Genomic DNA, 22902 nt, shown 5'->3' on the forward strand with positions numbered 1-22902 from the left:
TTAGTCTCAGCGACCGGCTTCGGCGTCGGTTTCGTAGCCCAGCTGGTCCAGGTCGGCTGCCCGCGGCTTGCCGGGGCCGATCTTCACCTCGCCGCGCAGCAGCTTCAGAGGCGTGGTCACCAGAGCGCGCCTGAGGGTGCGCAAGGTTTCGGTGAGGCGCCAGGAATTGCTCGCGTAGATGCGTTGCAGCTCCAACTGCGCGCATTCCTTCTGCGACTGCGCGATTTTCAGCTGATCCTCCAGCCGCCAGCACTCGTGTTGCAGGAGCTGCCGGTGATGGGCCTCTTCGCGGCGGGCCTGTATCAGATCCTGGCGCAATTCCTTCGCGTAGTACTCCCGCCATGCTTCGAGTGACACCGGGCGGGAGCTTCCGTCGGTGTTCTCGAGCAGGTTGAAGTGATCGTTGCTGATCATCAGCAGGTGCTTCTCGAGCCCGTCGCGGTCGCCGTAGATCCGATCCAGTTCCTGACGAATCGGCAGCAGCGCCTCGTAACGGCTCTCCAGTTCCCGCAGCTGCCCGTCGTCGACTCCATCCGCGCAGCGAGCGTCGGCCTGGCGCTTCAGGAGCCGGAACAGATCGCGGGTCAGCGTCAGTGCCTGGCGCGGGTCTTCGAGCTGCTCAGCGTGGCTGTGGTTGTGACGCAGGGATGGTGCCAGGAAATCGGTGGCATAGGCGCGCACGTCCGCCTCCTGCCGGTCGGGCGGCGGAAGTTCGAACGCCGTCGCAATGCGTTCGAGTTCGTTGACCGGCTCCTCGAACAGCAGGTCGAAATCCACGAATACGCGGCTTTTGTCCTGGGTATGCCGCAAGGCGGCCAGCATGTAATGGCACCACAGCAACTGGGCTTTCAGCGGATGAAGCCTGTCACGCTTGAACAATGAACCGGCGACGCTCAGCGGGTTGCGTACGCAGATCAGGTAGCGATGGTCGATGGCAAGGCTGTCGAATACCGATTCCCACAAGGGTTGCAGCAGGCTGACCCGGGGATCTTTGAAAGCGAAGGGACGGCGCTCGGGCAGTTTTTCCTTCAGCAGACTCTGCGCTGCGGAGCGGTGTTCGGCCCCCAGCCTGTCCAGCTGCAGGGGTTCGAGCCTGTCCCAGTCGTTGTCCAGCACTTCGCTGATGAGCCGCTGGTTGAAGTTGTGGATATCGAGGTCTTCGAAGAAGCCGCGCTCGTTGTTGCCCTTCGCCGCCGGCATCAGGTTGTTGCCCAGTTCCACGCCGAGCAGTTCCAGGCCCTTGGTAATGGCACTGGTACCGCTACGGTGCATGCCGAGAACGACCAGGACTTTTCTTGTTGTTGTCATTATCAATGCGCCCCCCTTGATCGGCCGCTCCGCGTTACGCCGGATCGGCCTTGGCCATCAATGCTGCTCGCTGGGCCTTGCGTTGTTCGCGTACCACTTCCTTGATCACCCGGTCGTAGTGCCCGAGCACTTCGTCGGTCGCGCCGCAGTCGATCGATTTGCCTTTCTCGATCCACAGCACCCGGTCGCATAGCTTGCTCACCGCCTCGAGGCTGTGGGAGACCAGGACCACGGTCTTGTTCGAGCGGATCTTCTCCTGCATCGCCTGCTGCGAACGGTCCTTGAAGGTCTGGTCGCCGACCCCCAGCACCTCGTCGATCAGTAGGATGTCCGGGTCCGCGTGCATGGCTACGGAAAAGCCCAGGCGTGCGCGCATGCCGGTGGAATAGCTGGCCACCGGTTGTTCGAAGAAGTTCTCCAGGCCGCTGAATTCGCGGATCTCGTCGAGACGTGCGCGGACCTGCCGGGCGGACAGGCCCAGCAGCAGACCGCCGATGATGGCGTTGTCGCGCCCGGACAGGTCGGTCTTGAAGCCCACGTTCAGGGCCAGCAGGCTGGCCACCAGGCGCTTGTGGCGCTGGATGCGGCCGTGGTTGGGCTCGACTATGCCGGCGATGACCCGCAGCAGGGTGCTCTTGCCGGCGCCGTTGCCGCCGATCAGGCCCAGGGTCTCGCCCTCGTGGAGCTCGAAGGACACGTCCTGGAGCGCCCAGAATTTTTCGTAACGCAGCACGCCGGTGCGCTGGCGATAGCAGAGGCTTATGCGATCGGCGGTGAGGATGACATCGTTCTTCACTACTGGCCTCACAGCATCAGCTTGGCGTATTTACGGTCATAGTAGTGCAGCAAGCCGCACGCGACCGCGAAGATCGGCAACGAAACCAGTATCACGTAGGCCAGGCTGGCCCAGGATGGCCAGGCGTTGTGCAGGAGCATGTCCCGGTACGCGGTGATCACCGGCGCCATCGGGTTGAGGTTGAAGAACAGCTTCATCTTCTCGGGCAGGTGGTCGACGCTGAAGAACACGCCAGAGAGGAACATCATCAGCATCAGCACGTTATCCACAACCTGCTTTAAGTCGGGTGCGAGGGGCAGGATGGCGGCGAGCAGGAAACCGATTGAGACGATAAGAAACAACTGCACCAGCATCACCGGTAACAGTCCCAGCCAGTGCACGCTCGGCACATGGCCGCTGGCGAGCAGGGCGACGATCAGCAGGCCGAGGATGATCAGGAACTTGAAGGTGTTGCTGAGGATGGGGATCAGCGCGAACACGTACTTGGGCACGTAGATCTGCTGGATGATCCCGGCATTCGCCGAGAGGGCGTTGCTGGCCAGCCGGACCGAGCCGTCGAACCATTTCCAGACCACCATGCCCGACAGCAGCATGGGGACATAGCCGGGGGTGTTCTGGCGCAAGGCGAGGCCGAAGACGATGTAGAAGGCTCCCATGTACATCACCGGTTCGATGATCCACCAGAGGAACCCCAGGAAGCGCCGTGCCACCTCGGTACGCAGATCGGTGTAGACGCCGTAGAGGACGATATCCCTGTACTTCATTTCTTTTTATTGGATTGAAATGGGGCATCCATTTAACCACAATGCGGTTCCGAAAAAGCCTCGCGATTTTCGTGCGATCACAGCCGAAATAACAAAAAACCAACAAAAAGAGCTCAGGATGCGGTTCATTCAAGCCTTGTTCAAATCAAAGGGTGAAACGGCCCCGCAGTTGCCCGCCACTACCCTGATGGTGGTCGGAATGCATCGTAGCGGCACCAGTTTCCTGACCGGTTCGCTGCAGCAGGCTGGCCTCGAACTGGGCAAGCACAGCACCTGGAACCCGCACAACCTCAAGGGCAACCGCGAGAACCTCGACATCGTCGGTTTCCACGATCGCGTCCTGGCGGCTCGGGGCTTCGCCTGGGACAACCCGCCCGATGCGCCGATCCGCTGGAGCGACGCCGAGTTCGCCGAGGCCCGGGCGCTGATCGACGATTACCGCGAGGTGCCGCGCTGGGGGTTCAAGGACCCGCGGGCGATCCTGGTGATCGAGGGCTGGCAGCAGTTGCTGCCTTCCCTGGGCTACGTCGGCATCTTCCGCCACCCGCAGGCCGTGGCGCAGTCCCTGGATGCCCGCGGCGGCATGCCGCGCGAGCGCGCCTTCGCCATCTGGGCGGCCTACAACCAGCGTCTGCTGGACCTGCACCGGCAGGCCGCCTTCCCGGTGCTGTGCTTCGACGAGGACGAAGCGGTGCTGCACCGCAAGCTCAACGGGGTACTCGATGAACTGGCGCTGCAGCGTATGCCCGAGGAGCGCTTCTTCAGCGCCGAGCTGCGCCATCATGTGACGCCGCAGGCCGAAGCCTTGCCCGCGCAGATCGACAAGATCTACCGGCAACTTCAGGCCATCGCCCGCTGAGGCCGGAGTTCCCATGCTGTCATTGCTGCGCAGACCCAAGCTGTCGATCATCCTGATCGTCTACAAGATGCCCGACCAGGCCGAACGGACCCTGCATTCGCTGAGCGTGCGCTATCAGCACGGCGTGCGCGAAAGCGACTACGAAGTCATAGTGGTGGAGAACCACTCGGATCGCCTGCTGGGGGCCGCTCGGGCCCTGGCGCAGGGCGGCAACGTCCGCTACTACCACCGCCGGGAGACCGAGCGCACGCCGGTGCATGCGATCAATTTCGGCGCCTCGGTGGCCCGCGGCAGCCACCTGGCGATCATGATCGACGGTGCGCGCATGGTGACCCCCGGGGTGATCAGGGGGGCTCTCGACGCCTTCCGCCTGGAGCCCCATGCGGCGGTCTCCGCTCCCGGCTACCACATCGGCCACAAGCTGCAGCAGGTGGCGGTGAACGAAGGCTACAACGAGGAGGTCGAGGCGGGCCTGCTGCGGCAGATCAACTGGCCGGAGAACGGTTACCGGCTGTTCGACATCGCCGTGCTCAGCGGCTCGTGCCGGGGCGGCTTTTTCCAGGCCAACTACGAGAGCAACTTCATCGCCATGTCGCGGCGCAAGTGGCGCCAGCTCGGCGGGGTGAACCCGCGCTACAACGACTTCGGCGGCGGCAACGCCAACCTCGATCTGTACAAGCGCCTCCTCGAGATGCCCGATACGCCTTTCTACCTGCTCTACAGCGAAGGCTCCTTCCACCAGTTCCACGGCGGCGTGACCACCGGCACCCTGAAGGAAGAGCGCGAGCGCGTCTACAAGCAACTCGACGACCAGGACCGCGAGATTCGCGGCGACGACCGTTCGCCGCCGAGCGTGCGGCCGATCCTGCTGGGCTCGCCGCATCCGCACGTTCTGCGCTTCCTCGAACATTCGCTGACCCAGGTACGGCCGCAATGAGCGAGCAACGCCAGCCCCTGCTATCGATCATCGTCATCGCCTACGACATGCAGCGCCAGGCGCTGAACACCTTGCGCAGCCTGGCCAGCGACTACCAACAGGATGTCGATGCCGCCGATTACGAAGTGATAGCGGTGGAGAACCGCTCCGCGCGCACCCTGGATGCCCAGGCCATCGCCGAATTGCCGGGCGACTTCCGCTACTTCCTGCGGGATGAGCCGGGGGTGTCGCCGGCGGCGGCGATCAATTTCGCCTTCGCCCAGGCCCGGGGGCGCTATATCGGACTGCTGATCGACGGTGCGCGCATGGTCACCCCGGGGGTGATCAAGCACACCCTGATGGCCTTCCGCATGAACGAGCAGGCGCTGGTGGCGGTGCCAGGCTTCCACCTGGGCGAGCACGACCAGCAGTTCCACCTGACCAACGGCTATTCCGAAGCCAGCGAGATCGGCCTGCTGCAGTCGGTGGACTGGCCGCGCAACGGCTATGGCCTGTTCGACATCGCCTGCTGGAGCCCCGGCAACGCGCGCGGGGCCCTGCAGCCGTTCATGGAGTGCAACTGCCTGTTCGCGAGCGCCGAGTGCTTCCGCGAGATCGGCCAGGCCGACGAACGCTTCCAGTGCCCAGGCGGCGGCATGCTGAACCTGGACGTCTACCGGCGCCTGGCGATGCTTCCCGCTACCCAGCTGGTGGTGCTGGCCGGGGAGGGTTCCTTCCATCAGTTGCATGGTGGAGTGACCACCTCCGAATCCGGCCGCCGCGAACAGATCCTCCAGCGCCAGCAGGAGGAGTACCTGGCGATTCGTGGCCAGCCCTACCATTCCCCGACCCTGGAACCCTTGCTGCTGGGGCAGTTCAAGTGGCCGGCGACGCGCTTCCTGGAGCTGTCCGCCGAGTGGGCGCAGAAGCGCTTCCAGCGTTTCGCCAACGATGGGCGCGATCCCTTCGCCGACGAGCAGATCAAGCGCGAATCGCTGCGGGCCCTGGGCCATGTCGCAGACCATTGAGGGGCTGCGCCGGCCTGCGCACTACCTGCCGGAACTGGAGTCGCTGCGCGGTTGGGCGGTCCTGCTGGTCATCGGCTTCCACTATTTCGGCATTCTTTTCGGCGACCGCGGTGATCACGGCCTGGGCGCTGCGGCGCCGGCGTGGATGAAGATAATCGCCGCCGGCAATACCGGCGTCACGCTGTTCTTCGTGCTCAGCGGCTTCCTGCTCAGCCTGCCGTTCCTGGAAGCGCAGCGGCAGCGCCGGGACATCGACATCCGGCGTTTCTACTGGGCGCGCGCCTTGCGCATCCTGCCGCTGTACTACCTGGCTATCCTGGTTGCCTGGCTCTTCACCGGTAGCGCGGATGCCCTGAAGGCGCTGTTCTTCATCCCGGTCGGCTTCGGCCTGTTTCCCTTCAGCGTGCCCTGGTGGTCGCTGTGCACCGAGATCCAGTTCTATCTGCTGCTGCCCTGGACCATGCTGCTGCTGCGCTGGCGGCTGGGTCGCTGGGTGGTGGCCCTGGCCTTGCTGGCCTGGGCCGCGGCGCACCTGTATCTGCTCAGCGATCGGCAGTGGCTGGCGGCTCCCGGGCACTGGAGCATCGCTGACTCGTTGTTCGGCCGAGGGGGCGCCTTCCTCGCGGGGGCGTTCTTCGCCTGGCTGTACAACAGCGGATGGTCGGCGCGATGGCTCGGGCGCCGCGGCGTGGCCGGGCTCGTCGGCAGCGTGGCGCTGGCAGCATTGCTGGCGTTGCTGGCCTGGTACGGTGAAGTAGGGCAGCGCCCGGCCGTGGACCGCCTGCCCATGTATCACAACCTGGAGGCCCTGCTCTGGGGCTGCCTGCTGCTGTGCAGCCTGCATCTGCGCGGCGGCGTCAGGTCGCTGTTGCTCAACCCGCTGCTGGAGCATATCGGCAAGATCTCCTACTCCCTCTACCTGGTGCATGTCCCCGTGCAGTTCTACCTGCTGTACTGGGTACGCCTGGCCACCCAGCAAATGGCCACGCCCTTGCAGCCACTGCACTGGTTGGCCCTGGTGGGGAGCCTGCCGCTCATCTGGCTGCTGTCCTTCGCCTGCTACCGCTGCATCGAGCGGCCATTCCTCAACCTGAAGGCCCGCCTGCCGGTCTTCGCCAGCAAGCCGGTGGCGATGGAGGGCGCGACGGATGCGCGCTGATGCAGCCGCAATGCTGCCGGATAATCGCGAGCGGGCCCTACCTCTGCTGGGCGTTTCTTGCCTGCTGGCGGGAACTGCTGCCTTGGCGTTCCTGCTGTCATTGGCCTATTTCGCCTGGGTGCACTATTCGCCCATCCCCTACCTGGACTCCTGGACCGGCTACATAGGCTTCTACCTGGACTCGGAGTCCTTCCAGGCCTGGTGGCGCCAGCACAACGAGCACCGGATTCTTCTTTCCAAGCTGTTCTTCTGGCTGGACCTGCGTTACTTCGCTGGTCGCGCCGTCATTCTGGTGGTGCTGAATTTCCTGCTGCTGGGGCTGGCCTGGGCGACGCTGGTGGCCTTTTCGCGCCGGCTGTTCCCCGGATACTCGGCGCAGGGACTCTGGTTGCTGTACTGCACCTTGGCGTTGATGTGCTTCTCATGGCTGCAGCACGATAACGCCGCGTCGCCTTTCCAGAACCAGTTCATCGCTGCCTTCGCACTGCCGTTGCTGGCGCTTTACTGGCTGGCGCGCGCCGAGCAGGGCCGGGGGGCTTTCTGGGGGGCTCTCGCTCTGGGCGTCCTGGCTACCTTCAGCATGATCAGCGGGTTGTTCTGCCTGCCGGTGATGGCCCTCTTCAGCCTGTTGCGCTGGGGGCCCGGCCGGCGCTTCGCCATCTGTCTGCTCACCGCTGTATTGGTGTGGGGGCTGTACTTCTCCGACTACGTGAAAGGGCCTGCCACCGATCTGGGCCTGCGGATCCTGGTCGAGCATACGCTGCCCTTCGTCAATTACATGGCCTGTTACCTCGGTGGTGCCCCGGCAGTGGCTGTGGACGGCAAGGTGCCCCTCGCAATGACGATGGGCTACCTGGGCCTGGCGCTGTTTGCGGCCTTGCTGGTGAATTGCCTGCGCAGCCGCCGCGACCCCTTCTGCCTGGCGCTGCTGGGCTTCGTCGGTTACGTGGTGATCAGCGCCGGCTTGACCAGCCTGGGGCGCAGCTTCATGGGTTACGACACGGCCCTGGTCAGCCGCTATACCACCCCGGCGTTGCTCATGTGGGCGGCATTGCTGCTGTTGTCGCTACGCTTGCTGCCGGATGCCTGGCGCTTGGCGCGCTGGGTACCGGCACTGGCTTTTCTCGCGGTGTTCCTGGTGCTGCTAGCGGGTCAGTTCAATACGCTGCGTATCGACTACTGGGCAGTGCCCGACAAGGCCCGGCAGGCCGCACTGTTGTCTTATCAGTTGGGCGAAAGCGAGAAGCCCTTGGGCCAGCTCGGCGCCGGTGAGGCGCGGGAACAATTCCAGCGTGCCCGTGCCGCCAGGATTTCCATCTTCGACGATCCGCATTCGGATCTCTCCGCTCTGGCGGCTCTGCTCGGACGCGATATCGGGCAACTGCCAGGCCGGCCCTGCGAGGTGCGGGACGCGCGCGCAGAGGCGTGGAGCAGCGCCAGCAGCGGGATCCTGCGGGTCAGCGGCACGCTGCCCGAGGCGCAGGCGCGCCGCTTCGATTACCTGGCGCTGGGCGACGACAGCGGGCGCGTGGTTGGGCTGGGCGTGATAGACAACCTGCCCTGGCTGACCCTCGAGCGGCGTCCGCCGAGCCTGTTCCAGGCGTTTCTCGTCGGGGCCGGCGAATTCGCTTCGGCCAAGTGCCTTGAGACCTTCTGACTCCAAGACGGCCCGTCGGCCGGAGGACCCTGCTTTGATCGGCAGTCTGTACAACAAGAAAACGGATGACACGGTGCAATCTGCGAACAGAGTGACTTCCCGCGTGTTCCATTGGCTGGCGGTCCTGGCCGCGCTGTGGTTCCTCGCCTCGACAATCTACGGCGCCTGGCTGAACTATTCGCCGGTGCCCCTCAGCGACAGTTGGGAAGGTATCGTCGACTTCTACCTGCGGTCGCTCACCGATCCCTGGGCCTGGTGGCACCAGCACTACGACCACAGAATCTTCTTCTCGAAGATCTTCTTCTGGCTGGACATGCGCTACTTCGGCGGCCGCAATCTGCTGCTCATCCCGCTGAACATAGCGCTGATGCTGGCGATATGCTGGACGCTGTACCGCTATGCCCTGCGCATCCTCGGCACGGCCAACCCGGACGTGCGGATGCCGCTGCTGGCCTGCCTGAGCATGACCAGCCTGGCGTGGATGCAGTGGCAGAACATCACCTGGGAGTTCCAGAGCCAGTTCTACCTGGTCTACCTGTTCCCCCTGTTGTGCTTCTACGCCCATGGGCGCAGCGTCGAGCACGGCGGCAGCGCCGGCTGGGCGCTGGCCAGCCTGGTCCTGGGGTTCTGCAGCGCCTTCTCTATGGCCAATGGCATCTTCGCCCTGCCGATCCTGGTCCTGCTCACCGCCATCACCACGCGCTCCTGGCGCCGTACGGCGCTGGTCGTTGTAGTCGCGGCTCTGGCGATCGGACTGTTTTTCTTCGGCTACGAGGAAACGCCCGGACGCAAGTTCGGCCCCAGCCTGCTGGTCAATCATCCGTTCAAGGTCATCGCCTATGCGCTGGCCTACCTGGGCAATCCCTTCTACTGGGTCTTCGGCAACATCCAGGTGGCCGTCGCCGCCGGGCTCGGCGCCGTGCTGCTGAGCCTCTACCTGCTGGTGTCGCCGTTGCGACGTTCGCCGTTCGCCCTGGGGCTGCTGGCCTACGTGCTGTTCATCTTCTGTACCGCGGGCGCCACTGCCTTCGGCCGCTCGCTGTTCAACATCGAACTGGCGGCCTCCAGCCGCTACACCACGCCGGCGCTGAGCATGTGGAGCGCCTTGCTGATCCTGGTGGTGGCACGTTGGCAACTGCGTTTCAAGGCACAGACCGCGGTCCGGGTGCTGTTCCTGCTGGTTGCCGCGCTGTTGACCGGGCAACAGCAGCGCGCCCTGTACTTCCACGATCCGGATCCGATTTCCCTGGCTCCTCACGCCAAGGCCGTGCTGGCCCTGGGGCTGCAGATGGGGATCGATGACCCGCAGGCGCCGGCGCGGCTGTTCCCGTTCGCCAGCGCCGACGAAATGCGTCGCTACTTCGGCAATGCGCGCCAGGCCGGGGTCTCCATCTTCAGCGCGGCCTCCGCCTTCCCGGCCAACAGCGTCGGCCAGCCCATCGCCGGGCTTCAGGCCACGCCCTGCCCGGTGGAGCAACTGGACGCCAGGCAGGTAGACGCCGCTCACCAGGCCTCGCAGGTCCAGGGCAAGCTGGGAAGCACCGGTGGCAAGCATTACCGCTATGTATTCTTCGTGGATGGCGAGCAGAAGGTGACCGGGGTGGCGTTGCTGGGCCGAACGGTACTCGACACTTACTCGCTAACAGCGGGCCGCAAGCTGTTCGATGGCTACGTGTTCGGTGAGCCTCGTGTGCAGACCTATTGCCGCTGATGTTTCCCTGCCTGCGGCAGGTACGGGGCGCTGGATTGCCGGCCTTGGGCCGGCGCGGGTTCTGCGCCGATGAATATCACTGATCGCCACACAGCCCCGCGCCCGGCCCACATGCCGGGCCTGGACGGGCTGCGGGGTTGCGCCGTGCTGACGGTGATGGTGTTCCACGCCTGGCCCGCCGCCCTGACCGGCGGGATGATCGGGGTGGACCTGTTCTTCGTGCTGAGTGGTTTCCTGATCAGCCTGCTGCTGGTCGAGGAGTACCGCGACAGCGGCGGCATCAGTCTGCGCCGCTTCTACCTGCGCCGCTGCCTGCGCCTGTTGCCGGCGTTCAGCCTGTTGCTGTTGGTGTTCCTCGGCTACTGCCTGTGGCGTTTCGACGGCAAGGTGCTCGAACGCTACCTGCAAAGCGTGGCGCTGGCGGCCAGCTACACCAGCAACTGGGCGCGGGCCTTCTCGCTGAACCCGGTGGAGGGCCTGGGGCATACCTGGTCGCTGGCGATGGAGGAGCAGTTCTATCTGTTCTGGCCGCTGCTTCTGCTGGGGCTGCTGCGCTACCTCGGCGGTGCGCGCCGGCTGGTGCTGGTGGCCCTGGGCCTGGCGTTGGCGTCCTGGGGCTGGCGTGTGCTGCTGGCCTGGCAGGGCGCGGAGGCGGATCGCCTGTACAACGGCCTGGACACCCGCCTGGATGCGCTGATGGTCGGCTGTGCCCTGGGCCTGGCCGAGGGCTTCGGGCTGCTGCAGGCGCTACGCCGGCCCTGGGCCGGGCGCCTGCTCGGCGTGCTGGCGGTAGTGGCGGTGCTGTACCTGGCGGGGGTCGCCAGCCGGGCGCATTACTGGGTGGACATGCGCCTGTACTACTGGATGCTGGCCGGGGTCGAGCTCAGCGCGGCGTGCCTGCTGCTCAACGTGCTCTGCAATCGCGGCGGCTGGGTCGAGCGCCTGCTCAGCCTGCCTGGCCTGACTTGGCTGGGGCGGATTTCCTACGGGCTCTACCTGTGGCACTTCCCGATCTACGTGTTCATGCGCGACGGCGGTGCTTCGCCCTGGACCATCCTGGGCCCGGGTTCGCTGCTGACACTGCTGCTGGCCAGCCTGTCGTTCTACCTGCTGGAGCGGCCGTTCCTGCGCCTGAAGCGGCGCTACGCCGGCGCTGCCCCGGCGGAACCGCGAGGCAGCGCCGGCGCGTTGCTTCAGTAGCCGTCCGGGGTGTCGCGCCAGTGGGTGGCGAAGCCCGGTGTGGCTTCGCCTTCCGGCCGGCCGTTGGTGTAGTAGTACAGGGCCAGGGAACGGCGGTAGACGCCCTCGGGGCAGGTGAGGGGGCGGGGGTGGCCGTGCAGGGAGGTATCGGTGGTGCTGAACACCACGCAGCGGTTGAGGATCGGCAGGACGCGGGTCGGCGGCCCCTGCATCTGCGCGTCCCAGAGCTCCAGCTCGCCGCCGTAGGCCGCCTGCCAGTCGTCGTTGAGGTAGATGAGCACGTTCAGGCGCCGGTCGAAGCCGAAGTCGCGGTGGGTGCAGAAGTCGGTGTGCACCTTGAGGAAGCCGCCGCGGGCGATCTGGTGGATGCCGGCGCCGCGCAGGTTGGGGTCGGGAATCAGGTTGCCGATGCCGGTGAGCTGCGCCAGGTAGGCGAGGAAGGGCTGGGAGTTCAGTTCCCAGAACAGTTGGCGGTAGGTGGGGGGCATGCGCAGCACGTCACGGACGTTGCGCTTGAGTTGCTGGACGTATTCGCCACTGCTCTTGTCACGGTGCGAGGCGTCGTTCCAGATCGGGCTCTGCTGGTCGGCGGGGTATTCGGCGAGAAGGCGGGAAATGGTGGAGGCCGGGAGAAAGTCGTCGATGACGATGTGCGCAAAGGGACTGTTGGACTGGTAGCGTGGCGCCTGCTCGGCGACCCGTTGTTCCAGGCCGGCATAGTCCAGTAGAAGGCCGTTCTCGCAGGGAGTGCTTTTCGGCTCCCCGTGCGTTCGGAAGAGACTCTTTATCATTGTTCAGGAATCCTGCTCATGTTCCGTCATCTTCGGCAGTCGGCTCCGGCGCTGCTGGCCCGGGTCCTGCTGGTGGGCTCCATTCTGCTGTTCGGTTCGTTGCAGGGCAATGCTGCCGAATTGTCGCAGCGGCCCAACATCCTGTTCATCCTCTCCGATGACCTGGGGGTGAACGACATCGGCTCCTGGGGCGACGGCAAGGCCCGCACGCCCACCATCGACCAGCTCAGCCGCCAGTCGATCCGCTTCCGCCAGCACTACACCGACAGCACCTGTTCGGTGAGCCGGGCCGCGTTGATCACCGGCCGGGCCCCGGTGAGCATCGGCTTCGAGCCCGACGGCCTGGGCCTGTCGCCGGACCTGGTGACGCTGCCCAAGGCATTGGCGCGGCTGGGCTACAGCACCCACCACCTGGGCAAGTGGCACCTGGGCGAGGCGCTCGAATACCCGCAGATCCGTCCCAACCACCAGGGCTTCGACGACTGGTACGGAATGCTCAACCACTTCGTGCTGCAGGGGCCCGATGCCCAGGGCCGCCTGGTGGCGCGTCGGCCGACCTACATCAACCCCTGGCTGCAGCAGAACGACGAGGCGCCGCGGCAGGTCCAGGGGCACCTCGACGATCTGCTCACCGACCGCGCGGTGCAGCTGATCCGCGCCGGCGCCACGGAACAGAAGCCCTGGTTCATCAACTTGTGGCTGTTGGCCCCGCATACGCCGATCCAGCCGTCCGAGAGCTTCCGCCAGCGCTGGCCGGACACTCCCGAGGGCAATTATCTGGCCCTGCTCGAACAGCTCGACCACAACGTCGGACGGGTGCTCGACGCGCTGCGGGAAAGCGGCCAGGCCGAGCGCACCATCGTGGTGTTCAGCAGCGACAACGGCAGCCCCAACCATAACCGGGACAGCAACTACCCGCTCTCCGGGACCAAGGCGACCTACCTCGAAGGCGGCGTGCGCACGCCGTTGATGATCTTCTGGCCGGGCCATCACAACGACCGGGACATCGACTCGGTGACCCACATCACCGACATCTACCCGACCCTGCTGGGCATGGCCGGCGGCCACCCGGTCGCCGGCCTCACCGGCCGCGACCTCTCGGCGCCGCTGGCCAAGGAACGTCCCTTGCCGCCGTTCAAGGACCTGTACTGGGGCGCCGACCTGATGCAGTTCGGCATGATCTACGCCGGCCACGTTCCCGGCCAGGGCCTGTTCTACCGCGACATCTACGGCAAGGTGCTGAATGCCCCGGTCAGCGGGCCGGTTGGCCAGGGGCCGCTGGTCCAGAGCGGCATGCCGGCGTTCACCGCAGAGCAGGCCTCGGCGCGCATCCGCGACTGGGAACGACGCGTGCGTCCGGTGCCGCTGGACTGGCACCCGCCGACCGCGGCCAGCGCGGGTTACCTGAGCGGCCGCGACTTCCAGCGCGCGCCGGTGTTCGACTCCTATTCGCTGGGCCTGGGGCTGGGCAAGGCGCCGGGCGACAAGCGCCAGGTGCTGGTCGAGCAGGACGGCGTGTGGCGTCTGTGGCTGGAGAGGGGGCGCCTGCACATGCGCCATGGCGAGGTGCAGGTCGACAGCGAGCCGCTGGCGCTGGAGCGCTCGTGCAACACGCTGGTGGCCAGCTTCACCATCAACCCGTCCTCCGGATTCCCCTTCCCGGGCCCGGGCGCCAGCCGCTTTACCCTGTACCTCAACGGCAAGGCGGTGATGCACAGCGAGCAGTTGCTCCACCGGCCCGGCAGCGCCGCGCCGCTGGCCAACCCGACCTACGTCGGCAGCGACGGCAAGGGCGGGGCGCGCTTCGCCGGGCGCATCGGCCGGCCGCTACTGGTCGACAAGTTCCTGTTGCCGCAACAGGAGGGCTACAGCCTGGCGGACATGCAGTCGACGCTCTGCCCCAAACGCTGAGAGCGCTGGAGGCCTACACCGCCTCCAGCTTGGCGTAGCCGAGCATCAGCCACTTGCTGCCTTCGCTGTCGAAGTTCACCTGCACCCGGGCCTGGGCGCCGGAGCCTTCGAAGTTGAGGATCACGCCGTCGCCGAACAGCGGGTGGCGTACCGACTGGCCTAGGGCGAAGGGGGTTTCCGGCACGCCGGCGCCGCTGAACAGGCTGCCGCTGCGCTGGTTGCCGGACAGCGGCCGGCTCACCGAGTTGGACAGGCGGACTTCCTGGATCAGGCTCGGCGGGATTTCGCGGACGAAGCGCGAGACCTTGTTGTAGGTCTCGCTGCCGTACAGGCGGCGTGTCTCGGCGTAGGTCAGCACCAGGCGCTGCATGGCGCGGGTGATGCCGACGTAGGCCAGGCGGCGTTCCTCTTCCAGGCGGCCGGGTTCCTCCAGGCTCATCTTGTGCGGGAACAGGCCTTCTTCCATGCCGGCCAGGAACACCAGGGGGAACTCCAGGCCCTTGGCGCTGTGCAGGGTCATCAGCTGCACGCTGTCCTCGAAGGCGTCGGCCTGGGTGTCGCCGGCCTCCAGCGCGGTGTGGTCGAGGAAGGCCACCAGCGGCGGGATGTCCTCGTCCTCGGGGTTCTCGAAGGCGCGGGCGGCGCTGACCAGTTCCTCCAGGTTCTCCACCCGGGCCTGGCCCTTCTCGCCCTTTTCTTCCTTGTGGTAGCTGATCAGCCCGGACTGCTCGATGACCGTCTGGGTCATCTGGTGCAGTGGCATGCCCTCGACCTGCTGGGCCAGCAGGTCGACGGTCTCGAGGAAGCCGTTGAGTGCGCTGGCAGCGCGGCCGGTCACGGCTTTCGCGGCGATCACGTCGTTGATCGCGCGCCACATGGAGGTGCCGTTGAGCCGCGCGGCGTTGCGGATGGCTTCGACGGTCTTCTCGCCGATGCCGCGCGGCGGGATGTTGACCACCCGTTCCAGCGCGGCGTCGTCGTCGCGCAGGCGGATCAGCCGCAGGTAGGCCAGGGCGTTCTTGATCTCGGCGCGCTCGAAGAAGCGCTGGCCGCCGTAGATGCGGTAGGGGATCTTCTCCCGCAGCAGGGCCTCTTCCAGCACCCGCGACTGTGCGTTGGAGCGGTAGAGGATGGCGATCTCGCTGCGCTTGAGGCCGTCCTTGCGCAGGGCGTCCTCGATGGTCTCGACGATGTAGCGGGCCTCGTCGTGCTCGTTGAAGCCGGCGTAGAGGGTGATGGGCTCGCCATCCACCCCGTCGGTCCAGAGTTCCTTGCCCAGGCGCCCGTGGTTGTTGGCGATCAGGGCGTTGGCGGCCTTGAGGATAGTGGCGGTGGAGCGGTAGTTCTGCTCCAGGCGGATGTCCTCGGTGCCGGCGAAGTCGTCGGCGAACTGCTGGATGTTCTCGATCTTCGCCCCGCGCCAGCCGTAGATCGACTGGTCGTCGTCGCCCACCACCATCAGGCTCTCGCCGCCCTTGGCCAGCAGACGCAGCCAGGCGTACTGCACGGCGTTGGTGTCCTGGAACTCGTCCACCAGGATGTGCCGGAAGCGCCGCTGGTAGTGCGCCAGCAGGCCGGGGTCGTTGCGCCACAGGTCCAGCGAGCGCAGCAGCAGCTCGGCGAAGTCGACCACCCCGGCGCGGGCGCAGGCCTCTTCGTAGGCCTGGTAGACGCTGACCATGGTGGCCAGGTAGAGGTCGCCGCTGGCCTGGATGTTCTGCGGGCGGTTGCCCTCGTCCTTCTGCGCGTTGATGAACCATTGCGCCTGGCGCGGCGGCCAGCGCTGCTCGTCCAGGCCCAGCTCGCGCACCACGCGCTTGACCAGACGCAGTTGGTCGTCGCTGTCGAGGATCTGGAAGCCCTCGGGCAGCCCGGCCTCGCGCCAGTGGGCGCGCAGCAGGCGGTGGGCCAGGCCGTGGAAGGTGCCGACCCACATGCCCGCCGGGTTGATCCCCAGCAACTGCTCGATGCGCGCGCGCATCTCCGCCGCTGCCTTGTTGGTGAAGGTCACCGCCAGGATGCTGTGGGGCGAGGCGTGCTCCACCTGGATCAGCCAGGCGATGCGGTGCACCAGCACGCGGGTCTTGCCCGAGCCGGCGCCGGCGAGAACGCGCTGGTGGCCCAGCGGCGCGGCCACGGCCTGGCGCTGCGGGTCGTTGAGGGAGTTGAGCAGGAGGGAGAGGTCGTCGTTCATGGGGCGGCATTCTACCGACGGCGGGGAAAGCCCGGCAAACCAAAGCGCCGTCCGGCACCTGCCCGACGAAAGTTCAGCGATTTGCTGGCATATTGCCGCTTTCCCGAGCTTGGGCGACCCTGCCGCCTCGGTTATGCTCGGGCCACGCCAAGGCCGACCACTACAAGAAAAAGCCGCCTATGACCGCATACCTGGATACCTCGGCCGCGCCTTTCAGCCAGGCCGAGATCCGCCAGCAATACGCCCACGAACTGGCCATCGAGCGCACCCGCCTGCTCTACCAGGGCTCGCGGGTGCCGACCCTGCTCATGCTGCTCAACGGCCTGGCCTGCGCCGGCCTGCTCTGGCACAGCCAGGACGGCCTGCTGCTGTCCGGCTGGCTGGTGTGGCTGGTGCTGCTGGCGGTGATGCGGCTGATCCAGGTCGCCGCCTTCCACAATGCCGAGCCGCAGCGCCAGGCCGAAGCGCACTGGCAGCGGGCGTTCCTCTTCGGCGCCGGCGCCTCGGGGCTGACCCTGGCCTTCGCCGCCATCGCCCTGGTGCCGCCCGACGCCTTCCTGCAGCAGGCCCTGGTGTTCGGCCTGATCGCCGCGGCCATTCTTTCCGCCAGCGTCGCCTACGCGGTGAGCCTGCCAGCCTTCCTGACCTTCGCCTTGCCCTGCCTGCTGCCGTCCATCGGCTACCTGCTGCTCAAGGGCAGCGACCTGCAGCAGGGCTGGGGGCTGCTCGGCTCGATCCTGCTATCGGCCCTGCTGGTGGTGGCCTGGCAGGTCAACCGGCTGGTCCAGGGCAGCCTGTTGCGGCGCTTCCAGACCCTTGCGCTGGTAGACCACCTGGAGCAGGCCAAGGGGCGCGCGGAAGCCCTCAACCAGGACCTGGGCCGCGAGGTTGAGCAGCGCCGCAGCGCCGAACGCGCCCTGCGCGAGGCGCGCGACCAGCTGCAGGTGCGGGTCGAGGCCGGCAGCGTCGAGCTGAGCAACAGCCAGGCGCGCCTGGCCATGGCCCTGGAGGCCAGCGAGCTGGGGCTGTGGGACTGGAACCTGCGCACCGACGAGGTGCACCACTCGCGCCTGCGGGAAATCTTCGGCCTCGACCAGGACGCGGTGCGCAGCATGCGCGCCGACCTGCGCCCGCTGCTGCACCCGGACGACGTGCCGCTGCTGCGCCGGGCCCTGGCCGACCACCTGCGCGGGCGCACCGACGGCTACCGCGTCGAATACCGCGTGCGCCACGCCGACGGCCACTGGGTGTGGGTGGAGGACCGCGGCCGGGTGATGGCCCGCGACGCCCGCGGCAAGGTCACGCGGATGGTCGGCACCCGCTGCGACGTCAGCGCGCGCAAGCGCCGCGAGGAGGAACAGCGCCTGGCCGCCACGGTGTTCGAGGCGGCCAGCGAGGGCATCGTCATCCTCGATGCCGACTACCGCCTGCTGGCGGTCAACCAGGCCTTCAGCCGCGTCACCGGGCACCGCCCGGAAGAGGTGATCGGCCAGGTCGCCACCAGCCTTTCCGGCAACCCCGAGACGCGCCGCCAGTACCTGCTGATCCGCGAGGAGCTGGAGCGCGCCGGCAGCTGGCAGGGCGAGCTGCTGGAGACGCGCAAGAACGGCGAGCCCTACCCGCAATGGCTGCAGCTGAACATGGTGCGCGACAACCGCGGCCAGCTGTCCCACGTGGTGGGCTTCTTCGCCGACCTCACCGCGCGCCGCGACGCCGAGGAGCGCCTGCGCTACCTGTCGCACTACGACGAGCTCACCGGCCTGGCCAACCGCGGCCTGTTCAAGCAGCGCCTGCACGACGCCGGCCAGCGCGCGCGGCACAGCGGGCGCAGCCTGGCCCTGCTGCTGATCGACCTGGACCGCTTCAAGCTGCTCAACGACAGCCTCGGCCACGAGGTCGGCGACCAGTTGCTGCGGCAGATCGCCCGGCGCCTGACCCAGGCGGTGCCGGAGGCGGACACCATCGCCCGGCTGTCGGCCGACGAGTTCGCCGTGCTGGTGGATTCCTATTCCAGCCTCTCGGCCCTGGCGCGCCTGTCCAGCCGCCTGCTGACGCGCCTGCGCATGCCGATGAGCGTTGCCGGCGAGGAGCTGATGCTCAGCGCCTCCCTGGGCATCAGCCTGCTGCCGGAGAACGCCCGGGAGATTTCCGCGCTGATGAGCCAGGCGAACATGGCCATGCAGCACGCCAAGCACCTGGGCGGCAACACCTTCCAGTTCTTCACCGACAACCTGCAGGCCTGCACCCTGGAGCGCCTGCAACTGGAAGTGCAGCTGCGCAAGGCCGTCGAGGACGGCCAGCTGGAGGTGCACTACCAGCCCAAGCTGAACCTGGCCAACGGCCGCCTGGACAGCGCCGAGGCCCTGGTGCGCTGGCGCCACCCGCTGCAGGGCATGATCCCGCCCGGCGACTTCATCCCCCTGGCCGAGGAAACCGGGCTGATCGGCGCCATCGGCGAATTCGTGCTGCGCCGCGCCTGCCACCAGGGGCGCACCTGGCAGGCCCGCGGCCTGGCCGACCTGCGGGTGTCGGTGAACCTCTCGGTGCACCAGCTGCGCCAGGGCAACCTGGTCAGCCTGGTGCGCACCGTGCTCGACGAAACCGGCCTGGAGCCGCGGCTGCTGGAGCTGGAGATCACCGAGAGCCAGCTGCTGGAGAACGTCGAGAGCGTCAGCACCACCTTCCGCCAGCTGCGCGAGATGGGCGTGAAGCTGGCCATCGACGACTTCGGCACCGGCTATTCCTCGCTCAGCTACCTCAAGCGCTTCCCGGTGGACTACGTGAAGATCGACCAGACCTTCATCCGCGACCTGTCCGCCCAGGGCGAGGACGCCGCCATCACCCGCGCCATCATCGCCATGGTCCACAGCCTGGAGCTGAAGGTGGTGGCCGAGGGCGTGGAGCGCCAGGAGCAGCTGGACTTCCTGCGCCAGCACCGCTGCGACGAGATCCAGGGCTACCTGATCAGCCCGCCGCTGGCGCCGGCGGCCTTCACCGCCTTCCTGGAGGCCCACGGCCAGCGGCCGCGCTAGGCCGCTCAGCGGTGCGCGTGGTCGCCGCTCACGCCCTGCAACACGGCCTGGTCGATCTCGGCGAAGCGCAGCACGCGGCCGCCTTCGGCCTTGGCCAGGCGCTCGGCGTCGGCCTGGTTGCCGAAGGAGGCGAGGGTGGCGCCCATCGCCCCGGGGCGCTGGATGCCCACCACGTAGTAGGCGCTGGTGGCGTCGATCAGGTGGCGGTCGTCCGGGTGGTTCCAGTCGCTGCGGGCCATGTCGTGCACGTACAGGCGCTGGCCGTCGTGGCGGTTCTCCGGTTGCAGCCACCAGCCGAGCAGCTCGGCGGTGGAGCAGAACTTGCGCACCTTGCCGGCGCTCACGGCCTCGCCCTTGGGCCCGGGGAAGCCATCGATGAGCATGCCGCAGACGTGGCATTCGTCGCCGTCGTGGAAGGGCACCGGGGCGAGGTTGGCGGCGTCCTGGCGGCCGTCGCCGCAACCGGCGAGCAGCAGGCTGAACAGGGCGGCGGCGAGGTAGAGGCGGGACAGCGGCATCGGGGGCTCCTTGGAGTGGGTTTTCAGGCCGGGCGGCGCCGGAACAGCCGGTAGGCCAGGGCCAGCGCCGCCGGCGTCCAGGCCGCCAGGGCCAGCCAGAGCACGGCGCCGGGCACCGGCAGGTCGCGGCCCAGGACCAGCACGCCGTCGATCTCCGGGCCGAGGCCGGAGAGGTTGATCAGGCGGTAGATGTCGGTGGGGTTGAGCAACAGCAGCCAGGGCAGCAGTTCGGGGTTGATGCGGCCCTTGCCGAGCACCAGCAGGGCCAGCAGGGCCAGGTCGAAGAGCAGCACGAAGAAGAACCACAGGCCCAGCGCCAGGCCGGCGGCGGTGGACTTCTCGCTCACGCGGCTGCTCAGCGCGTAGGCCATGGCCAGGAAGGCCCAGCCGAGCAGGGTGGAGGACAGGATGAAGCGGGCGAAGGCCCACAGCAGCTGCGACAGCTGGATGTCCGCCACCAGCACGGCGATGGACAGCGCGGCGGCGGCAAAGCCGAGCAGGGTGGCCAGGGCGAGGATCAGCCCGTGGCCGAGGAACTTGCCCAGCAGCAGCTGGCCGCGGCTCAGCGGGTAGGCCAGCAGGAGCAGCAGGGTGCCGCCTTCCTCCTCGCCGACGATGGCGTCGTAGGCCAGCAGCAGGGCGATCAGCGGCATGAGGATGGTGGCCAGGCTGGCGAGGCTGGCCATGGTCGCCGGGATCGAGGTGAAGCCCACCTGCCCGGCGGTGGCCGCGCCGAACCAGGCGATGCCCACGGCGAGCAGGGCGAACAGCAGGCTGATCGCCAGCAGCCAGCGGTTGCGCAGGCCGTCGGCCAGTTCCTTGCGGGCGATGTGCCAGACCGGCGTCATGCTGTTTCTCCGCAGGCGCGCGCGGCGCCCTGCATGTGGTGCAGGTAGAGGTCCTCCAGCGACGGCGGCAGCACCTCCAGGCCCTGGGGTTGTTCTTCCAGCAGCGCCTGCAGCAGCCGGCGCTGCCGCGCTTCGTCGGCCAGCAGCTCGATGCGCCCGCCATCCAGGGCGCGGACGGCGTAGCCGCTGTTGCGCCAGTGGGCCAGCCAGTGCTCGTTGCGCGGGCCGGCGATGCGGATGCGCGTCGGCAGGCCGGCTTCGCGGCGCAGCTCGGCCAGGCTGCCGCAGGTCAGCAGGCGGCCGTTGGCGAGGATGGCGGCGCGGTCGATGTGGGATTCGACGCCGGGCAGCACGTGGGAGCAGAGGATGACCCCGGTGCCCTGGTTGCGCAGGCGGTCGAGCAGGCGGTAGAGCTCGACGGTGGCCAGCGGGTCGAGGCCCACGCTGGGCTCGTCGAGCAGCAGCAGGCGCGGCCGACCGAGGATCGCCTGGGCCAGGCCGAGGCGCTGGCGCATGCCCTTGGAGTAGGTCTTCAGGCGCCGGTTGGCGGCCTGGGTCAGGCCCACCTGTTCCAGCAGCGCGTCCACCTCGGCGGCGGCCGCGCCCTTCAGGCGGGCGAAATGGCGCAGGGTCTCGCGGCCGGTCAGCTGCGGGTAGAAGGTGACGTTCTCCGGGAGGAAGCCGAGCTGGCGGCGCACCGCGGGGGCGTCGGCGGCGTGGCCGAACACCCGCACGCTGCCCGAGTCGGGGTGCAGCAGGCCGAGCATCAGCTTGATGCTGGTGGTCTTGCCGGCGCCGTTGTGGCCGAGCAGGCCGAGCACTTCGCCGGCGGCCAGGTCCAGGTCGAGCCCGTGCAGGGCGGTGAAGGCGCCGTAGCGCAGGCTGGCGCCCTGGATTTGCAGCAGCTTCATGGGGACGCCTCCGCTTGCGGTTCGCGCATCAGCGGGTGGCTGTCGCGCACCCCCGGCGAGCGCGTCACCGGGAAGGCGCGCTGCACCCAGCGCAGCAGTTCGATGGATGGGCTGGCGAGCAGCAGGCGCACCTGCGGGTACAGCCACAGCAGGCGGTCGACGTTGTCGTTGGGCTCGTAGAAGACGTCGCCCAGGCCGTCGTCGTCGCGGTCCCAGCCCAGGTAGTCGCTCCAGTAGTTGCCGCGGCCGTCGACCGACCATTCCTGGGTGCGGTTGGCCACGTAGAGCACCTGCCGGCGGTTGCCGACGAAGGCGTTGCCGGCGATGCGGTTGTCCTCCGAGCCCGCGGTCAGGTGGATGCCCAGGGCGCTGCCGGCCAGGCGGTTGCCCTCGATGCGGTTGTACAGCGAGTTGTAGATGAACAGCGCCTTGCCCTCGGCGCCGGCGATCATGCCTTCGCCGGTCACGCCGCTGCCGCTGCGCACGCCCTCGACGCGGTTGCCTTCGAGGGTCGAATAGGTGATGTAGTTCATCAGGATGCCGTAGTTCTCGTCGTCCACCGAGCGGTTGCCGATCACGCTGAGCTTGCGGCTCTGCATCAGCGCGTAGCCGGTGCGGGTGTGGCGGGTCAGGTTGCCGATCACCCGGCTGTCGTTGGTGAACATGTAGTGCACGCCGTAGCGCAGGTCTTCCAGGCGGTTGTGCTCGATGGCGCTGTCGTTGGCGGTGTCGATGTAGACGCCGTCGCGGGTGTGGCGCACCCGGTTGCCGCGCACCAGGGCGTTGCGCACCGCGTAGAGGTGGATGCCGTTGCCGCGGTCCTGGGAGCGCAGTTGCACATCGCCCTCGATGCGGTTGTCCAGCACCTGGGCGTCTTCGCTGGCGTCGAGCCAGATGCCGAAGCCCGGGCCCTGCAGCCGGTTGCCGCGCAGGACCACGCCGCGGGCGCGCTTCTCGACGAAGATCGCCGAGTCCATGTCGGTCAGGTTGCGGCCCCAGTTGCGCACCCGGCAGCCTTCGAGGGTGACCTCGGCGCTGCGCACGGTGAGGGCGCTGCCCTCGCCCTGGCCATCGAAAGTGGCGCCGTCCTCGCAGCGCAGGTGCATGGGCCGGTCGATGAGGAAGTGGCCGGCGTAGGTGCCGGCCGCCAGCGTCCACTGTCCTTCGCCCGCGGCGCGCAGGGGCAGCTCGTCGATTGGCTGCAGCGCGGCCAGCGCGGGGCCGGCGAGCGTCAGCAGCAGGGCGAGGCAGGCGCGGGAAGTGGGCACGCGGAAGCATCCTCCGGGGGCGTTTGCAGGT

The 22902-nt window shown here is 67.5% G+C and carries 18 protein-coding genes; 9 read left to right on the plus strand and 9 right to left on the minus strand.

Annotation, left to right across the window (positions count from 1 at the left end; all coding sequences use genetic code 11):
- Positions 1–6 precede the first annotated feature (6 nt).
- Genes ACTWJ5_RS01235 through ACTWJ5_RS01245 form a run of 3 tightly spaced genes read right to left on the minus strand, consistent with a single transcriptional unit; the run spans position 7 to position 2868 of the window.
- On the minus strand, positions 7–1308 hold the full coding sequence (locus ACTWJ5_RS01235) for a sulfotransferase family protein (protein WP_444437315.1): 1302 nt from the start codon (positions 1306–1308) through the stop codon (positions 7–9).
- A 34-nt stretch (positions 1309–1342) separates the two neighbouring features.
- A complete protein-coding gene (locus ACTWJ5_RS01240; protein WP_074978275.1) occupies positions 1343–2104 on the minus strand; it encodes an ABC transporter ATP-binding protein in 762 nt (253 codons plus the stop codon).
- Between the two features lie 8 nt (positions 2105–2112).
- Entirely contained in the window at positions 2113–2868 is a 756-nt protein-coding gene (locus ACTWJ5_RS01245; protein WP_074978273.1) for an ABC transporter permease, read from the minus strand.
- A gap of 199 nt (positions 2869–3067) precedes the next feature.
- Between ACTWJ5_RS01245 and ACTWJ5_RS01250 the strand changes: the two genes are divergently transcribed.
- The 7 genes from ACTWJ5_RS01250 (at position 3068) to ACTWJ5_RS01280 (ending at position 11398) form a co-directional block, all read left to right on the plus strand.
- Entirely contained in the window at positions 3068–3727 is a 660-nt protein-coding gene (locus ACTWJ5_RS01250; RefSeq protein ID WP_245322977.1) for a sulfotransferase family protein, read from the plus strand.
- A gap of 13 nt (positions 3728–3740) precedes the next feature.
- The gene (locus tag ACTWJ5_RS01255; RefSeq protein WP_444437316.1) at positions 3741–4664 is read left to right on the plus strand and encodes a glycosyltransferase; all 924 of its coding nucleotides are present in this window, start codon (positions 3741–3743) and stop codon (positions 4662–4664) included.
- The gene (locus tag ACTWJ5_RS01260) at positions 4661–5671 is read left to right on the plus strand and encodes a glycosyltransferase (protein WP_074978266.1); all 1011 of its coding nucleotides are present in this window, start codon (positions 4661–4663) and stop codon (positions 5669–5671) included. Before ACTWJ5_RS01255 ends, ACTWJ5_RS01260 begins: the two co-directional genes overlap by 4 nt.
- Positions 5655–6830 carry an acyltransferase family protein gene (locus ACTWJ5_RS01265; protein WP_444437317.1) on the plus strand — a complete coding sequence of 392 codons (1176 nt, stop codon included), beginning with the start codon at positions 5655–5657 and terminating at the stop codon, positions 6828–6830. The genes ACTWJ5_RS01260 and ACTWJ5_RS01265 overlap by 17 nt, the downstream gene beginning before the upstream one ends.
- On the plus strand, positions 6820–8487 hold the full coding sequence (locus ACTWJ5_RS01270) for a hypothetical protein (RefSeq protein WP_444437318.1): 1668 nt from the start codon (positions 6820–6822) through the stop codon (positions 8485–8487). Before ACTWJ5_RS01265 ends, ACTWJ5_RS01270 begins: the two co-directional genes overlap by 11 nt.
- Before the next feature lie 103 nt (positions 8488–8590).
- Complete coding sequence (locus ACTWJ5_RS01275; protein ID WP_116424612.1) at positions 8591–10198, plus strand: hypothetical protein; 1608 nt, start codon at positions 8591–8593, stop codon at positions 10196–10198.
- Positions 10199–10267: 69 nt separating this feature from the next.
- Positions 10268–11398 carry an acyltransferase family protein gene (locus tag ACTWJ5_RS01280; protein ID WP_116424613.1) on the plus strand — a complete coding sequence of 377 codons (1131 nt, stop codon included), beginning with the start codon at positions 10268–10270 and terminating at the stop codon, positions 11396–11398.
- Here ACTWJ5_RS01280 and ACTWJ5_RS01285 read toward each other — a convergent pair.
- A complete protein-coding gene (locus ACTWJ5_RS01285; protein WP_444437319.1) occupies positions 11392–12189 on the minus strand; it encodes a 2OG-Fe(II) oxygenase in 798 nt (265 codons plus the stop codon). The two genes, ACTWJ5_RS01280 and ACTWJ5_RS01285, sit on opposite strands and share 7 nt — an antisense overlap.
- An 18-nt stretch (positions 12190–12207) precedes the next feature.
- On the opposite strand from ACTWJ5_RS01285, the gene ACTWJ5_RS01290 reads away from it, so the two are divergent.
- Positions 12208–14100, plus strand: coding sequence for a sulfatase-like hydrolase/transferase (locus ACTWJ5_RS01290; protein ID WP_116424615.1), 1893 nt, complete (start codon positions 12208–12210; stop codon positions 14098–14100).
- A gap of 13 nt (positions 14101–14113) precedes the next feature.
- Here ACTWJ5_RS01290 and uvrD read toward each other — a convergent pair whose 3' ends face one another.
- On the minus strand, positions 14114–16294 hold the full coding sequence (gene uvrD / locus ACTWJ5_RS01295; RefSeq protein WP_324710799.1) for a DNA helicase II: 2181 nt from the start codon (positions 16292–16294) through the stop codon (positions 14114–14116).
- 179 nt (positions 16295–16473) lie between these two features.
- On the opposite strand from uvrD, the gene ACTWJ5_RS01300 reads away from it, so the two are divergent.
- A complete protein-coding gene (locus ACTWJ5_RS01300; protein ID WP_116424617.1) occupies positions 16474–19326 on the plus strand; it encodes an EAL domain-containing protein in 2853 nt (950 codons plus the stop codon).
- A 5-nt stretch (positions 19327–19331) separates the two neighbouring features.
- Here the strand turns inward: ACTWJ5_RS01300 and ACTWJ5_RS01305 are convergent, their stop codons facing one another.
- Genes ACTWJ5_RS01305 through ACTWJ5_RS01320 form a run of 4 tightly spaced genes read right to left on the minus strand, consistent with a single transcriptional unit; the run spans position 19332 to position 22871 of the window.
- Positions 19332–19844 carry a nitrous oxide reductase accessory protein NosL gene (locus ACTWJ5_RS01305; protein WP_253407851.1) on the minus strand — a complete coding sequence of 171 codons (513 nt, stop codon included), beginning with the start codon at positions 19842–19844 and terminating at the stop codon, positions 19332–19334.
- Positions 19845–19867: 23 nt separating this feature from the next.
- Entirely contained in the window at positions 19868–20692 is an 825-nt protein-coding gene (locus ACTWJ5_RS01310) for an ABC transporter permease (protein ID WP_444437320.1), read from the minus strand.
- Complete coding sequence (locus ACTWJ5_RS01315; protein WP_261747195.1) at positions 20689–21603, minus strand: ABC transporter ATP-binding protein; 915 nt, start codon at positions 21601–21603, stop codon at positions 20689–20691. The genes ACTWJ5_RS01310 and ACTWJ5_RS01315 overlap by 4 nt, the downstream gene beginning before the upstream one ends.
- Positions 21600–22871, minus strand: coding sequence for a nitrous oxide reductase family maturation protein NosD (locus tag ACTWJ5_RS01320; RefSeq protein ID WP_370311023.1), 1272 nt, complete (start codon positions 22869–22871; stop codon positions 21600–21602). The genes ACTWJ5_RS01315 and ACTWJ5_RS01320 overlap by 4 nt, the downstream gene beginning before the upstream one ends.
- Between the last annotated feature and the right edge of the window lie 31 nt (positions 22872–22902).

Source organism: Pseudomonas sp. A6 (assembly GCF_052367875.1).
Taxonomy (GTDB): Bacteria; Pseudomonadota; Gammaproteobacteria; order Pseudomonadales; family Pseudomonadaceae; genus Pseudomonas; species Pseudomonas citronellolis.

What these genes read in the sequence shown, in the direction of transcription:
- ACTWJ5_RS01235 (WP_444437315.1), bottom strand. Translation starts at nt 1,308, where the DNA reads ATGACAACAACAAGAAAAGTCCTGGTCGTTCTCGGCATGCACCGTAGC.
- ACTWJ5_RS01245 (WP_074978273.1), bottom strand. Translation starts at nt 2,868, where the DNA reads ATGAAGTACAGGGATATCGTCCTCTACGGCGTCTACACCGATCTGCGT.
- ACTWJ5_RS01250 (WP_245322977.1), top strand. Translation starts at nt 3,068, where the DNA reads ATGCATCGTAGCGGCACCAGTTTCCTGACCGGTTCGCTGCAGCAGGCT.
- ACTWJ5_RS01255 (WP_444437316.1), top strand. Translation starts at nt 3,741, where the DNA reads ATGCTGTCATTGCTGCGCAGACCCAAGCTGTCGATCATCCTGATCGTC.
- ACTWJ5_RS01260 (WP_074978266.1), top strand. Translation starts at nt 4,661, where the DNA reads ATGAGCGAGCAACGCCAGCCCCTGCTATCGATCATCGTCATCGCCTAC.
- ACTWJ5_RS01265 (WP_444437317.1), top strand. Translation starts at nt 5,655, where the DNA reads ATGTCGCAGACCATTGAGGGGCTGCGCCGGCCTGCGCACTACCTGCCG.
- ACTWJ5_RS01270 (WP_444437318.1), top strand. Translation starts at nt 6,820, where the DNA reads ATGCGCGCTGATGCAGCCGCAATGCTGCCGGATAATCGCGAGCGGGCC.
- ACTWJ5_RS01280 (WP_116424613.1), top strand. Translation starts at nt 10,268, where the DNA reads ATGAATATCACTGATCGCCACACAGCCCCGCGCCCGGCCCACATGCCG.
- ACTWJ5_RS01285 (WP_444437319.1), bottom strand. Translation starts at nt 12,189, where the DNA reads ATGATAAAGAGTCTCTTCCGAACGCACGGGGAGCCGAAAAGCACTCCC.
- ACTWJ5_RS01290 (WP_116424615.1), top strand. Translation starts at nt 12,208, where the DNA reads ATGTTCCGTCATCTTCGGCAGTCGGCTCCGGCGCTGCTGGCCCGGGTC.
- uvrD (WP_324710799.1), bottom strand. Translation starts at nt 16,294, where the DNA reads ATGAACGACGACCTCTCCCTCCTGCTCAACTCCCTCAACGACCCGCAG.
- ACTWJ5_RS01300 (WP_116424617.1), top strand. Translation starts at nt 16,474, where the DNA reads ATGACCGCATACCTGGATACCTCGGCCGCGCCTTTCAGCCAGGCCGAG.
- ACTWJ5_RS01305 (WP_253407851.1), bottom strand. Translation starts at nt 19,844, where the DNA reads ATGCCGCTGTCCCGCCTCTACCTCGCCGCCGCCCTGTTCAGCCTGCTG.
- ACTWJ5_RS01310 (WP_444437320.1), bottom strand. Translation starts at nt 20,692, where the DNA reads ATGACGCCGGTCTGGCACATCGCCCGCAAGGAACTGGCCGACGGCCTG.
- ACTWJ5_RS01315 (WP_261747195.1), bottom strand. Translation starts at nt 21,603, where the DNA reads ATGAAGCTGCTGCAAATCCAGGGCGCCAGCCTGCGCTACGGCGCCTTC.